Annotated in this window: 10 protein-coding genes and 2 rRNA genes; 9 read left to right on the top strand and 3 right to left on the bottom strand. The window is 59.9% G+C overall.

The features are described from left to right. Window positions 1-21: 21 nt before the first annotated feature. The 3 genes from argF to argH all read left to right on the top strand — a co-directional run bounded on the left by argF (window position 22) and on the right by argH (window position 3,043). Window positions 22-942: an ornithine carbamoyltransferase gene (gene argF, locus AC239G_RS11540; RefSeq protein ID WP_487488892.1), complete on the top strand. Its 921-nt coding sequence runs from the start codon at window positions 22-24 to the stop codon at window positions 940-942. After that, a complete protein-coding gene (locus tag AC239G_RS11535; protein ID WP_039206772.1) occupies window positions 942-1,463 on the top strand; it encodes an arginine repressor in 522 nt (173 codons plus the stop codon). Before argF ends, AC239G_RS11535 begins: the two co-directional genes overlap by 1 nt. 158 nt (window positions 1,464-1,621) lie before the next feature. Beyond that, window positions 1,622-3,043: an argininosuccinate lyase gene (gene argH, locus AC239G_RS11530; RefSeq protein ID WP_487488891.1), complete on the top strand. Its 1,422-nt coding sequence runs from the start codon at window positions 1,622-1,624 to the stop codon at window positions 3,041-3,043. 136 nt (window positions 3,044-3,179) lie between these two features. On the opposite strand, the gene AC239G_RS11525 is transcribed toward argH, so the two are convergent. Together AC239G_RS11525 and AC239G_RS11520 are read right to left on the bottom strand one after the other, a co-directional pair. Beyond that, the gene (locus tag AC239G_RS11525) at window positions 3,180-4,427 is read right to left on the bottom strand and encodes an RNA polymerase sigma factor (RefSeq protein WP_487488890.1); all 1,248 of its coding nucleotides are present in this window, start codon (window positions 4,425-4,427) and stop codon (window positions 3,180-3,182) included. After that, window positions 4,424-4,816 carry a YciI family protein gene (locus AC239G_RS11520; RefSeq protein WP_487488889.1) on the bottom strand — a complete coding sequence of 131 codons (393 nt, stop codon included), beginning with the start codon at window positions 4,814-4,816 and terminating at the stop codon, window positions 4,424-4,426. The genes AC239G_RS11525 and AC239G_RS11520 overlap by 4 nt, the downstream gene beginning before the upstream one ends. Before the next feature lie 191 nt (window positions 4,817-5,007). On the opposite strand from AC239G_RS11520, the gene AC239G_RS11515 reads away from it, so the two are divergent. From AC239G_RS11515 to AC239G_RS11500, 4 genes are all read left to right on the top strand, one after another. Beyond that, a complete protein-coding gene (locus tag AC239G_RS11515; protein WP_487488888.1) occupies window positions 5,008-5,253 on the top strand; it encodes a type II toxin-antitoxin system prevent-host-death family antitoxin in 246 nt (81 codons plus the stop codon). 9 nt (window positions 5,254-5,262) lie between these two features. After that, complete coding sequence (locus AC239G_RS11510; protein WP_487488887.1) at window positions 5,263-5,520, top strand: type II toxin-antitoxin system RelE family toxin; 258 nt, start codon at window positions 5,263-5,265, stop codon at window positions 5,518-5,520. Between the two features lie 107 nt (window positions 5,521-5,627). Continuing rightward, window positions 5,628-6,914 carry a tyrosine--tRNA ligase gene (gene tyrS / locus AC239G_RS11505; RefSeq protein WP_487488886.1) on the top strand — a complete coding sequence of 429 codons (1,287 nt, stop codon included), beginning with the start codon at window positions 5,628-5,630 and terminating at the stop codon, window positions 6,912-6,914. A gap of 314 nt (window positions 6,915-7,228) precedes the next feature. After that, a complete protein-coding gene (locus AC239G_RS11500; protein ID WP_487488885.1) occupies window positions 7,229-7,630 on the top strand; it encodes a YccF domain-containing protein in 402 nt (133 codons plus the stop codon). A 9-nt stretch (window positions 7,631-7,639) separates the two neighbouring features. Here the strand turns inward: AC239G_RS11500 and AC239G_RS11495 are convergent, their stop codons facing one another. Then, window positions 7,640-8,929: a formate/nitrite transporter family protein gene (locus tag AC239G_RS11495; protein ID WP_487488884.1), complete on the bottom strand. Its 1,290-nt coding sequence runs from the start codon at window positions 8,927-8,929 to the stop codon at window positions 7,640-7,642. Between the two features lie 181 nt (window positions 8,930-9,110). Here AC239G_RS11495 and AC239G_RS11490 point away from each other — a divergent pair. Together AC239G_RS11490 and AC239G_RS11485 are read left to right on the top strand one after the other, a co-directional pair. Further along, window positions 9,111-10,638 (top strand): 16S ribosomal RNA (locus AC239G_RS11490). Between the two features lie 423 nt (window positions 10,639-11,061). Then, window positions 11,062-14,181 (top strand): 23S ribosomal RNA (locus AC239G_RS11485). The 16S and 23S rRNA genes sit together here, the layout of an rRNA operon. Window positions 14,182-14,329 lie beyond the last annotated feature (148 nt).

Raw genomic sequence — 14,329 nt, 5'->3', positions numbered from 1 at the left:
ACGCTTTCCAAAGGACCCACCATGACTCGCCATTTCCTCAAGGACACCGACCTCACCCCGGCCGAACAGGCCGAGGTCCTTGACCTCGCCGTCGAACTCAAGGCCGCCCCCTACTCGCGGACTCCGCTGGCCGGCCCGCAGACCGCCGCCGTCATCTTCGACAAGACCTCGACACGCACTCGGGTCTCGTTCGCCGCCGGCATCGCCGCGCTCGGCGGGCAGCCGCTCATCATCAACCCCGGTGAGGCGCAGCTCGGGCACAAGGAATCCATCGCCGACACCGCCCAAGTGATGTCCCGGATGGTCTCGACGATCATCTGGCGCACCTATGCCCAGGCGGGCCTCGAAGAGATGGCCGAATTCTCCTCGGTGCCCGTCATCAACTCCCTGTCCGATGACTTCCATCCCTGCCAGATCCTCGCCGACCTGCTCACCATCCGCGAACACCGCGGCGACGTCAAGGGCCAGACCATGACGTACTTCGGCGACGGGGCGAACAATATGGCCAACTCCTATGCCCTCGGCGGAGTCACCGCCGGAATGCACGTGCGCATCGCCGCCCCCGAAGGCTTCCAGCCTGCCGCCGCGATCGTCGCCGAAGCCGAAGCCCTCGCCGCTCAGACCGGCGGATCGCTCACCGTCACCGACGACCCCGTGGCCGCCGCCACCGGTGCCGACGTCCTCGTCACCGACACCTGGGTGTCCATGGGGCAGGACTCCGCCGGACGTGACGACGAGGCCTCTCCGTTCACGAAGTTCCAGGTCAACCAGGAACTCATGAACCTTGGCAACGACGCGATCTTCCTCCACTGCCTGCCCGCCTACCGCGGCAAAGAGGTCACGGCCGAAGTCATCGACGGCCCCGCCTCGGTGGTCTTCGACGAAGCCGAGAACCGCCTCCACGCGCAGAAGGCACTCATGACCTTCCTCCTGGAGCGATGATGGCCGAGACGAATAACAGTGCACCGCTGACGAAGACCGCCCGACAGCAGAAGATCATCGATCTCATCACACGCCAGTCCGTGCGGTCCCAGATCGAACTCGCCGAGGCGCTCGCGACGCAGGGCATCACCGTCACCCAGGCGACCCTGTCGCGCGACCTCGCCGAGGTGGGGGCCGTGAAGATCCGGTCCACCGCAGGATCGGTGTACGCCGTTCCCGGTGAGGGCGGGGACCGGTCCCTGCAGCAGTCGACGGGGGAGAGCCTCGACGCGAAGCTGCCGCGGATCCTCGAGGAGCTGCTCGTCTCCGCAGTCTCCCAGGACAACACAGTCGTGCTGCGCACACCGCCGGGAGCCGCGCAGTACTTGGCCTCGGCGATCGACCGGTCATCGATGGTCGGCATCTTCGGCACCCTCGCCGGCGACGACACCGTGCTCGTCATCGCCGATGCGGCGGTCGGGGGAGCAGCCCTGGCCGAGACCTTCCTCGAGTACGCGGCCGGTGGGCTGGCCGAGGGGTGAGCCTCTGTCGGCGGGCCCTGGAATTGGGCGTGCCGCCTCGGTGGGGATCCACGGGACGGACGGCCGCCTCGGCGAGGGAAAACTGGAACAATGACAACTGAGTTTCATCATTTCAATGAACGGGCCGGCGCATCCGTGCTGGTGGGAAAGGACGATCTGTGAGCGAACGACTGAGCCTGTGGGGCGGACGATTCTCCGACGGTCCGGCCGATGCGCTGGCCGCGCTGAGCAAGTCCACGGACTTCGACTGGCGCCTGGCGAAGTACGACATCGCGGGATCCAAGGCCCACGCGAAGGTCCTCCACCACGCGGGACTGCTCACCGATGACGAGCTGTCGGGGATGCACTCGGCACTCGACGAGCTGCTGCGTCGGGTCGAAGCCAGCGAATACGTCGCCGCCGAGTCCGACGAGGATGTGCACTCGTCGCTGGAGCGCGGGCTCATCGAGATCGCGGGGCCCGAGCTCGGCGGGAAGCTGCGTGCCGGACGGTCCCGCAACGACCAGATCGCGACGATGGGTCGGATGTACCTTCGCGACCATGCCCGTGAGGTCGCCGGCCTCGTGCTCGACACCGTCGAGGTGCTCATCGCTCAGGCGGAAGAGCATCCCGAAGCGCCGATGCCCGGGCGCACGCACCTCCAGCACGCTCAGCCGGTGCTGTTGGCTCACCACCTGCTTGCTCATGCGTGGCCGCTGCTGCGCGATGTCGCCCGCTTCGTCGATTTCGATGCGCGAGCAGGGGTCTCTGCGTATGGTTCGGGTGCTCTGGCTGGTTCGTCGTTGGGGCTCGATCCGCAGGCCGTGGCCGCGGACCTCGGGTTCAACGATTCGGTGGAGAACTCCATCGACGGCACCGCGTCGCGCGATGTCTTCGCCGAGTACCTGTTCATCACGACGATGATCGGCATCGATCTTTCGCGTCTGTCCGAGGAGGTCATCGCGTGGGCGACGAAGGAGTTCTCGTTCGTCACCCTGCATGATGCGTACTCGACGGGATCGTCGATCATGCCGCAGAAGAAGAACCCCGACGTCGCCGAGCTCACCCGCGGCAAGTCTGGTCGCCTCATCGGTGATCTCACCGGCCTGCTGTCGACGCTCAAGGCGCTGCCGTTGGCGTACAACCGGGATCTGCAGGAGGACAAGGAGCCGGTCTTCGACGCCACCGATACGCTCGAGCTGCTGCTGCCGGCGTTCACCGGGATGGTCGCGACGCTGAAGTTCGATACCGAGCGGATGGCGTATCTGGCTCCGCGCGGGTTCGCGCTGGCCACGGACATCGCCGAGTGGCTCGTGCGTGAGGGTGTGCCGTTCCGTGTGGCTCATGAGCTCTCGGGCGCGTGCGTGCAGCTGGCCGAGTCGCGGGACGTCGAGCTGTGGGATCTCTCCGATGAGGACTTCGCGGGGATCTCACCGCACTTGACGCCTGCGGTGCGCGAGGTGCTCACGACGCTCGGCTCTATCGATTCGCGCAACGGCAAGGGCGGCACGGCTCGCTCGGCCGTCGATCAGCAGATCGCCAATGCGAAGACCGAGGTCACCCGCTTGCGTGAGTTCGCAGGGTCGGCCCGCAGCGTGTGAGGGGCTGAGCAACCAGACAGCGATCTCAGGTCAGTGCCCGGGCAAGCGGAGAGGATCCGTTTGTCCGGGCAACGGCTTTGCATAGCAATACCCTCAGCGGGATGCCGGGGCATTCGACGGTGAACGATCCGGTGCTTCAGATCTTCTCGGCGTCGAGCTCTTTACTCAGCCGAGTGATCTGAGCATTGAGGTATCTCTGCTCAGGGACATTCGTGCACAGCCTGCTGGCGGTCCGGTAGGCGGCCAGCGCCTCTGCGAGATCTCCGAGGGCTTCCAACATCGGCGCCCGCACGGCGAAGAGCCGGTGACTGCGACTCATTCGCTTGTCCGCGAGGAGGGGCTCGAGCATCTCAAGGGCGGCGCGTGGACCGTGGACCTCGCTGACGGCCACCGCATAATTCAGGGTGACAGTCGGAGACGGAGCGACGCGCGCGAGCATCGAGTAGAGCTCGACGATCTGAGCCCAGTCGGTCTCCTCCCAGGTCGATGCCTCGGAGTGAACAGCAGAGATCGCAGCCTGCAGCTGATACGCACCGACCGGTCCGGTCGGGAGTACAGTCTCCAAAAGTCTGACCCCTTCGGAGATCATCTTCGCATTCCACCGCGTGCGATCCTGATCGCGCAGAGTCACCAATTCGCCGGTTGGGTTCCTGCGGCCCGGTCGACGTGCCTCGCTGAGCAGCATGAGCGCAAGCAACCCCGCAGTCTCGGTCTCATCGGACAGCGATGCATAAAGCAGCCGAGCCAACCTGATCGCCTCGGACGTGACTTCCCTGTCGAAGAGGTCTCTACCGTTCGGGCGGCTGTGCCCGGCGGTAAACATGAGATAGAGGGCATGGAGCATCGCGGGAAGACGCTCGGTCTCCGTGCCTGGTCGCGGGAAATTCCGACCGTGCTCGTCGATCGTGGTCTTCGCCCGACTGATCCTCTGCCCCGCTGTCGCGGACGGAATGAAATACAGAGCGGCGATCTGCTCCGTGCTCAGCCCGAGGACCGCCCTCAATGCCAAGGTCACCTGAGCTTCGGGCCTGAGCGACGGATGGCAGCACAGAGCGAGCACCTCCAACGAGGCATCACGGTCCTCGACGGCCGCCTCGGCGATGGGGGACTCATCGGGATGATCACGCGCGAACACTCGTCGTTCGCGCTCGAGACGCGCACTGTCCTGACGTTTGGCATCGATAAGCCGGCGGGACGCCACCCGCAATAGCCAACCTCGAGGCGTGTTCGGCACTCCTGCCGACGGCCACTGCTGAGACGCTTCGAGCAGAGCTTCTTGAACGGCGTCCTCACATGCGGTGAAATCACCGAATCGCCTCATCAGAGCAGCGAGGATGTTCGGCGTCTCGCGGCGCCACACATCCTCACCGGTCGTCATCGTCATTCGCCGTCGTCACCGAAGACCATGACCGGTCGCAGTTCCACCGTCTCCCCGGGACCGGCGAAACCGGCGGCGATCTCCTCGGCGCGCTCCTGCGATTCGACGTCGATCGAGAAGAATCCAGCGAGGTGTTCTTTCGACTCTGCGTAGGGACCATCGGTCGATGTCGGCTCACCAGACTTCCACCGGTAGAGCGTGGAGGCTGCGGGGTCACCCAGGGCCTCGCCACCGAGCAGTTCGCCGCGCTCCTGTAGCTCGCCCAACAGCTTTTCGAAGTCGGTGTCCATCTTCTCGCGCTGTTCCTTCGGCAGGGCCTGAACCTCGGCAACATAGTCGCCGGTGGGGTGGCCCCAGGGCTGCGGATTCGAATGGATCAGGATCACGTACTTCATTGTTCTGCCTTTCATCGAGGACCGCCTCTCGGCCCTTCTAGTGTGACATCGAGGCTGGTTCCGAGATTTCGACAACTGAGCGAAAGTTTTTTTTGAGGCGGTTCTTCCGTGAATGTGTTTGGGGCATGCTCGGCGGCTCGGCTGTGAAATGCAGTCTTCCGTACAACTTGTACAAGTTGTACAATAATGGAATGAGCTCAGTAACGATGTCTGAATTCCGCAGCCAACAGAGCACCCTCATCGCTGCCGCGCAGCGCGAGCCTGTCGAGATCACTTCCCGTGGGGCCGTTCGGCGCGCGGTAGTTGTTTCTCCCGACTTCTATGATCGAGCTCTCCGAGCTCTCGAAGATCAGGCTGATGTGCGGGCCGCCGCTGCAGCTCGACAAGAGAGCGGGCGAGTGTCTCAGGAAGAACTGGAGCAAGAACTCGGGCTCTGAGCCATCACAGTGACCTACTCGATCAGTTACGTGCCTTCAGCGGCGAAGGCACTGCGCAAACTTGATCGCCCTATCGCGCGTCGATTAGTCGCGTCGATCAAGGAGCTGTCCGAAGAGCCACGTCCTCCTGGGTGCATTCAGTTGAAAGGGGGCTCCGGCGAGTTCAGGATTCGGGTGGGAGACTATCGGGTGATTTACGACGTCATCGATGACGAGTTGGTCGTGCTGGTGCTCCACCTTGGGCACCGCCGCGAGGTCTATCGATGAGGGAAACTCTGCGGTCTCGGACCAAGGGCACGGCCGCCTCGGCGACCACGTAGAATTGACCCCGTCGGCTCCGCGCCGGCACAGACCACTGATTCGAAAGGACCGAAGTGACCGACATCTTCAGCGAACTCAAGGCCCGCGGGCTCGTCGCAGTATCTACTGACGAGACCGCCCTGCAGAAAGCCCTGGCCGAGGAGTCGCTGACCTATTATGTCGGTTTCGATCCGACGGCCCCGAGCCTGCACATGGGCAACCTCGTCCAGCTGCTCACCGCCGCCCGCCTCCAGCAGGCCGGACACAATCCGCTGGCACTCGTCGGCGGTGCAACCGGTCTCATCGGCGATCCGCGCATGTCGGGGGAGCGGACGCTCAACCCGCGTGAAGTCGTCGAAGAATGGGTGGCGAAGATCCGCGCCCAGGTCGAGAAATTCCTCGATTTCGATGGCCCCCATGCCGCGCAGATCGTCAACAACCTCGACTGGACCTCGCAGCTGTCGGCCATCGACTTCCTCCGCGACATCGGCAAGCACTTCCCGGTCAACCGGATGCTCGCGAAGGAATCCGTCTCCGCTCGCCTCAACAGCGAAGCCGGGATCTCCTTCACCGAGTTCTCGTACCAGATCCTCCAGGGCAACGACTACCTCGAGCTCAACCGCCGCTACGGCTGCTCCCTGCAGACCGGCGGCTCCGACCAGTGGGGCAACCTCACCTCGGGCGTCGACCTCATCCGCCGCGTCGAGCAGAAGTCCGTCCATGCCCTGGCCACCCCGCTGATCACGAAGGCCGATGGCACGAAGTTCGGCAAGACCGAATCCGGCACCGTGTGGCTCGATTCGTCGCTGACCAGCCCGTACGCGTTCAGCCAGTTCTGGCTCAACGCCGACGACCGCGACGTGGTGAAGTACCTCAAGGTGTTCTCGCTGCGCCCGCTCGGCGAGATCGAAGCCATCGAAGCCGAGTTCACTGCTGCCCCGCACACCCGTGTGGCGCAGAAGGCCCTCGCCGAGGATGTCACCACCTTGGTCCACGGACGCCAGGCTTACGAACAGGCCATCGCCGCGGCCTCCGCCCTCTTCGGTGGAGGAGAGCTGGCAGGTCTCGATGCCTCGACGCTGGGTGCCGCAACTTCCGAGCTGCCGCGCGGTGAGGTGTCGACGACCCAGCTGGCCGAAGGCCTGCCTGTTGCGGATGCGTTCGTCGCTTCCGGCATCGTCAAGTCCAAGGGTGAAGCACGTCGCGCCATCAAGGACGGCGGAGCATACGTCAATAACGTCAAGGTCGCCGATCAGGAGCAGACTCTGACTTCCGATGATGTGCTCTCCACAGAAGCCGGGGGAGTCGTCCTCCTGCGCCGAGGCAAGAAGACCCTCGGTGCTGTCGACATCGTCGGCTGAGCAGCCTCCGTCACTGATAATGCCGTGTCCTCCTCATTGGGAGGACACGGCATTGTTGCATTCACGACGGTTGGGCCCGTTCGACAACGGGAAACCTTGTCATCGACGAACACAAGAGGACGCGTTGTAGAGGTGGCTTCGGCGGCAGCTTTGCGGCCTACGGAACGCGATCAATCAGCGTGCGCTCCGGCAGCCTGCGGTCAACCGGACCGGCGATGTGGGGCCATCACCATGGAAAAGCATGCGGTCATCGAGCAGACTGGCAGATGACGGACAACCGAACGAATACCGACTGACGAACGCACGAGGAGATCATGCGCACCCTGCTCAACATCATCTGGTTTATCTTCTCCGGGCTCTGGCTGGCACTCGGATACTGGGCCGCCGGCATCATCGCCTGCATCTTCATCGTCACCATCCCGTGGGGCATCGCGTCCTTCCGCATCGGTAACTACGCACTCTGGCCCTTCGGCCGCGAGGTCATCGAAACCCGCCCGGCGGGAGTGGCGACGACCCTGGGCAACATCATCTGGCTCATCGTCGCCGGCGTCTGGCTCGCCATCGGACACGTCGTCACCTCGATCCCGCTGTTCGTCTCGATCATCGGCATCCCACTCGGCTGGGCGAACATCAAACTCATTCCTGTCTCGCTCATGCCGCTGGGCAAGCAGATCGTCGACAGCGACCGGCTGATGCCCGGCTACCACGGAGCCTGAACCACGGATTCAGGAACCCTGTTCTTCGAGGTCCTCGAGAGAGATGCGGCCTTGGCGTACTGCCCAGAGCACGCGGCGAGTGCGCACGATTCGGGGCAGGGTAATGATCAGCAGTCCGCCGAGCATGTTGAACGGGATCACGATTCCGAACCACTGCAGGAACTCGAGGATCGAAATGTCCGCGCCCGTCATCATGGCGGCGAAGATGACGATCGCATTGATAGCTCCGTGCAGCATGCTGACGCCGATCACCAACAGACCGGTGATCATACAGACGATCGCCTTGACGACGTCGTTCTGTGTTCCCTGCTGCATACGGGTTGACAAAGTGATTGTCGCGCCGGCCAGTAGTGAGAGGGCGAGCATGACGATGAGTGAAGACTGGTTGATATAGCCGAGCGCCATATCCGCAATCGTCTTGTGGTAATCCGGGAGGGCGATAATGATCAGCCAGGCGAAGACCGCGCCCCCGATCAGGTTCGTCACGAGAGTGGTCAGCCAGAGGCGGAGCACCTGGATCCAATTCGCCTGGCCAGCGATGACGGCGTTGATCGGAAGGAGGAATTCTTCGGTGAACAGTTCCGAGTGCGCCAGCTTCAATGCCAGGAGGCCGATGCCAAATGCCATCCCGGCGAGGATCGTCGACCCGGTCGCTTGCTTGACGAGCACCATGGCCAAGATGCCAAGCCCGACATCGATGCCGCCGAAGAGCCCGGTGACGATGAGTTCCGGCCACTTCCGGTTGAGCCGCTTGGCACCCTCAGTGACTGTATTGGCCGCCTCGTCGATGAGGGCGTCTTCGAGATCGAGGTCGTTGCGGCCAAGTCGTTCTCGCTGCTCTTTCTGAGTCATCCCGTCAGTGTAGGGGTCGGGACGCGCTGAAACGCTGGGAATCATCTGCACAATGAGGGCAATCTGCTGCCGCCGGCGAGAGCACGGCGGGGTTCTGCAGCCGTACGTTTGTGCTTGTGGAAGTAGGTGCGAAACCGGGCATCTGGAGCTGGTGACGGGTGTCACAGGTGAATTTCCGGTTTCGAGTTGCACGGTGGCTCTGGGGTGGTCTAGAGTTATATCTCGTTGCCCCGCCGGAAACACCGTCTTCGAGACAGAGTTTCCACCGGGTCTGACCAGGACAAACACGGTTTGATCCAAGGGTTCAGGCGATCGGGTGGGTGACACAAAATGAAACTGATACCCCCAGTGAACACGCTCGGTTTTCGGGTGGTGGTGATGGGTGTGTGTTTGTGGTTTGAGAATCCAATAGCGTGTTTGTTTGAACAAGTTGTGATGCCAGAACATTTTTATTTTCTGGTAAGACAATCACCTGGCCAAACATTGGTTCACCTGTGGTGGGTGGTTCTTCGCCGAACCTCTCGCATCACATGGGTGGATGGTGTGTTTGGTCAGTATTTTTTGGTCAACCTTCTCACCCCGTGAGGGGTTGGCTGTCTTGCTGGGATTCATTCGTAACATAAAGTTTTTTATGGAGAGTTTGATCCTGGCTCAGGACGAACGCTGGCTGCGTGCTTAACACATGCAAGTCGAACGCTGAAGCCGACAGCTTGCTGTTGGTGGATGAGTGGCGAACGGGTGAGTAACACGTGAGTAACCTGCCCCTGATTTCGGGATAAGCCTGGGAAACCGGGTCTAATACCGGATACGACCATCCCTCGCATGAGGGTTGGTGGAAAGTTTTTCGATCGGGGATGGGCTCGCGGCCTATCAGCTTGTTGGTGGGGTAATGGCCTACCAAGGCGACGACGGGTAGCCGGCCTGAGAGGGCGACCGGCCACACTGGGACTGAGACACGGCCCAGACTCCTACGGGAGGCAGCAGTGGGGAATATTGCACAATGGGGGAAACCCTGATGCAGCGACGCAGCGTGCGGGATGACGGCCTTCGGGTTGTAAACCGCTTTCAGCAGGGAAGAAGCGAAAGTGACGGTACCTGCAGAAGAAGTACCGGCTAACTACGTGCCAGCAGCCGCGGTAATACGTAGGGTACGAGCGTTGTCCGGAATTATTGGGCGTAAAGAGCTCGTAGGTGGTTGGTCACGTCTGCTGTGGAAACGCAACGCTTAACGTTGCGCGTGCAGTGGGTACGGGCTGACTAGAGTGCAGTAGGGGAGTCTGGAATTCCTGGTGTAGCGGTGAAATGCGCAGATATCAGGAGGAACACCGGTGGCGAAGGCGGGACTCTGGGCTGTAACTGACACTGAGGAGCGAAAGCATGGGGAGCGAACAGGATTAGATACCCTGGTAGTCCATGCCGTAAACGTTGGGCACTAGGTGTGGGGGACATTCCACGTTCTCCGCGCCGTAGCTAACGCATTAAGTGCCCCGCCTGGGGAGTACGGTCGCAAGGCTAAAACTCAAAGGAATTGACGGGGGCCCGCACAAGCGGCGGAGCATGCGGATTAATTCGATGCAACGCGAAGAACCTTACCAAGGCTTGACATACACTGGACCGTTCTGGAAACAGTTCTTCTCTTTGGAGCTGGTGTACAGGTGGTGCATGGTTGTCGTCAGCTCGTGTCGTGAGATGTTGGGTTAAGTCCCGCAACGAGCGCAACCCTCGTTCTATGTTGCCAGCACGTGATGGTGGGAACTCATAGGAGACTGCCGGGGTCAACTCGGAGGAAGGTGGGGATGACGTCAAATCATCATGCCCTTTATGTCTTGGGCTTCACGCATGCTACAATGGCTGGTACAGAGAGAGGCGAACCCGTGAGGGTAAGCGAATCCCTTAAAGCCAGTCTCAGTTCGGATCGTAGTCTGCAATTCGACTACGTGAAGTCGGAGTCGCTAGTAATCGCAGATCAGCAACGCTGCGGTGAATACGTTCCCGGGCCTTGTACACACCGCCCGTCAAGTCACGAAAGTCGGTAACACCCGAAGCCGGTGTCCCAACCCACTTGTGGGAGGGGGCCGTCTAAGGTGGGACTGGTGATTGGGACTAAGTCGTAACAAGGTAGCCGTACCGGAAGGTGCGGCTGGATCACCTCCTTTCTAAGGAGCACACATTAAGATCCTCATGGTATGACCCGTATGTGGTCATCATGAGAGCTCAAGGGTGGAACATCACTTCTTCCGCTTGCCCACACAGCCCGGCTGGGGTCAATGCCCCGGGTGCGGTGAGTGATCGGGTGGGCTAGAACGAACACGTTATTGGGTCCTGGAATCACAAACCCCACACGATTGTGTGGGTGTGGTTTCAACCAACAGGACCAACCCGACCAACAGGCAGCAGCGTGAAGCGGTTGTGTGGTGGTGGGTGTTTGGTAGTGGTTTGAGAATCGTATAGTGGACGCGAGCATCAAACACCATATTTGTGTGGTGTTTATGTAATGTGATTTTTCTTGTCATCATCTAGTTAAGGTGAATGAAACAATATTTTTCGCGCACATGAAGCTGGTCCCTTTTTTGGGGGTTGGGTGAGTGTGTAAGAGCGCATGGTGGATGCCTTGGCATCAGGAGCCGATGAAGGACGTGGAAATCTGCGATAAGCCTCGGGGAGCCGATAAACAGGCGTTGATCCGAGGGTCTCCGAATGGGGAAACCCCGCCACTCGTGAGGGTGGTGACCCGTGTCTGAATATATAGGGCATGTGGAGGGAACGCGGGGAAGTGAAACATCTCAGTACCCGCAGGAAGAGAAAATAACAATGATTCCGGGAGTAGTGGCGAGCGAAACTGGATGAGCCTAAACCTGTGCAGTGTCAAGCGTGCTGGTGTTGCTGCAGGGGTGTTGTGGGGTGTACGTGGTCCGGTCCAGCATGACCGGTCTGTGAGTGTTGTTGGTGTAGTCGAACCTGGTGGGAAACAGGACCGGAGTGGGTGAGAGTCCCGTAGACGAAACGCTGACTGTTCGCAGTGTGTGCATGCCCGAGTAGCACGGAACTCGTGGAATTTCGTGTGAATCTGCCAGGACCACCTGGTAAGGCTAAATACTTCCTGATGACCGATAGCGGAATAGTACCGTGAGGGAATGGTGAAAAGTACCCCGGGAGGGGAGTGAAAGAGTACCTGAAACCATGTGCTTACAATCCGTCAGAGCAGTATCTAGATGACTGTGATGGCGTGCCTTTTGAAGAATGAGCCTGCGAGTTAGCGGTGCGTGGCGAGGTTAACCCGTGTGGGGTAGCCGTAGCGAAAGCGAGTCCGAATAGGGCGTTCCAGTCGCGTGTCCTAGACCCGAAGCGGAGTGATCTAGCCATGGGCAGGGTGAAGCGTGTGTAAGAGCGCGTGGAGGCCCGCACCCACTTCAGTTGAAAATGGAGGGGATGACCTGTGGTTAGGGGTGAAAGGCCAATCAAACTCTGTGATAGCTGGTTCTCCCCGAAATGCATTTAGGTGCAGCGTTGCGTGGTTCTTGCTGGAGGTAGAGCTACTGGATGGCTGATGGGCCCTACCGGGTTACTGACGTCAACTAAACTCCGAATGCCAGTCAAGGTTCAGCGTGGCAGTGAGACAGTGGGGGATAAGCTTCATTGTCGAGAGGGAAACAGCCCAGACCATCAACTAAGGCCCCTAAGCGTGTGCTCAGTGGGAAAGGATGTTCAGTTGCGAAGACAACCAGGAGGTTGGCTTAGAAGCAGCCACCCTTGAAAGAGTGCGTAATAGCTCACTGGTCAAGTGATTGAGCGCCGATAATGTAGCGGGGCTAAGTACACCGCCGAAGTTGTGGCAGCACCACGTATAGCCGTAATGGTGTGGTGTTGGGTAGGGGAGCGTCGAGTTGCCGGAGAAGCTGCCGTGTGAACGAGTGGTGGAGGCGATTCGAGTGAGAATGCAGGCATGAGTAGCGAAAGACGGGTGAGAAACCCGTCCACCGGATGACCAAGGGTTCCAGGGCTAGGCTAATCCGCCCTGGGTAAGTCGGGACCTAAGGCGAGGCCGACAGGCGTAGTCGATGGACAACCAGTTGATATTCTGGTACCGACACACAACCGACAGTACCAAAACACACGATACTAACCCCGTGATGATCCCGTCAGGCCTTCGGGCCTGTGGTTGGGTTTGAGTGGGGGACCTGAGTGTGGAGTCGGTAAGCGTGAGGTGTGACGCAGAAAGGTAGCCAGGCCGTGCGATGGTAGTCACGGTCTAAGGTTGTAGCACGTGGGGGTAGGTAAATCCGTCCCCACATTTGAGTGTGAGAGCTGATGGGCGCCCCACATTGGTGGGGTGATCTGGTGATCCTCTGCTGCCGAGAAAAGCATCGACGTGAGGGTGTGTGTTGCCCGTACCCTATAACCGACACAGGTGGTCGAGTAGAGAATACTAAGGTGATCGAGAGAATCGTGGTTAAGGAACTCGGCAAAATGCCCCCGTAACTTCGGGAGAAGGGGGACCATCCCGGTGAACCAGACTTGCTCTGGGATGTGCTGGTGGTGGTCGCAGAGGCCAGAGAGAAGCGACTGTTTATTAAAAACACAGGTCCGTGCGAAGATGTAAGTCGATGTATACGGACTGACGCCTGCCCGGTGCTGGAAGGTTAAGAGGACCTGTTAACCCACTTTGTGGGTGAAGCGGAGAATTTAAGCCCCAGTAAACGGCGGTGGTAACTATAACCATCCTAAGGTAGCGAAATTCCTTGTCGGGTAAGTTCCGACCTGCACGAATGGCGTAACGACTTCTCTGCTGTCTCAACCACGAACTCGGCGAAATTGCATTACGAGTAAAGATGCTCGTTACGCGCAGCAGGACGGAAAGACCCCGAGACCTTCACTATAGTTTGGTATTGGGATTCGGTGTGGTTTGTGTAGGATAGGTGGAAGACTGGGAAGCCCTGACGCTAGTTGGGGTGGAGTCGATCGGTGAAATACCACTCTGACCATAGTGGATTCCTTAACTTCGGACCCTGATCGGGTTCAGGGACAGTGCCTGATGGGTAGTTTAACTGGGGCGGTTGCCTCCTAAAGAGTAACGGAGGCGCCCAAAGGTTCCCTCAGCCTGGTTGGCAATCAGGTGTCGAGTGTAAGTGCACAAGGGAGCTTGACTGTGAGACGGACGTGTCGAGCAGGAGCGAAAGCTGGGACTAGTGACCCGGCCATGGCTTGTGGAAGCGTGGTCGCTCAACGGATAAAAGGTACCTCGGGGATAACAGGCTGATCTTGCCCAAGAGTCCATATCGACGGCATGGTTTGGCACCTCGATGTCGGCTCGTCGCATCCTGGGGCTGGAGTCGGTCCCAAGGGTTGGGCTGTTCGCCCATTAAAGCGGTACGCGAGCTGGGTTTAGAACGTCGTGAGACAGTTCGGTCCCTATCCGCTGCGTGCGTAGGAAATTTGTGGAGGTCTGTCCTTAGTACGAGAGGACCGGGACGGACGAACCTCTGGTGTGCCAGTTGTTCCGCCAGGAGCATGGCTGGTTGGCTACGTTCGGGATGGATAACCGCTGAAAGCATCTAAGCGGGAAGCCGGCTCCGAGATGAGATTTCCAACTGACTTTTGTCAGGGGAGGTGTCCTATAGATGATGGGGTTGATAGGCCGGGTATGGAAGCACTGTAAGGTGTGGAGTTGACTGGTACTAATACACCGATCACTCACTGAACTATCCTTTTGGGGGTTGGTGTGTGTGGAAGAATGTTTCTATGAGTAATCTTTTCTGGTTGTGATGAGAGAATGCGCCCTTGTGAAGGGTGCGCATGACATAGTTTTTGGTGTTCGCGTTCGCTGTGCGGTTCTTGGACCACTACCGC

The organism is Brevibacterium sp. Lmc1, from assembly GCF_057654315.1.
The sequence above is the reverse complement of the archived record's forward strand: the minus strand, read 5'-3'. Positions and strand labels throughout refer to the sequence as shown.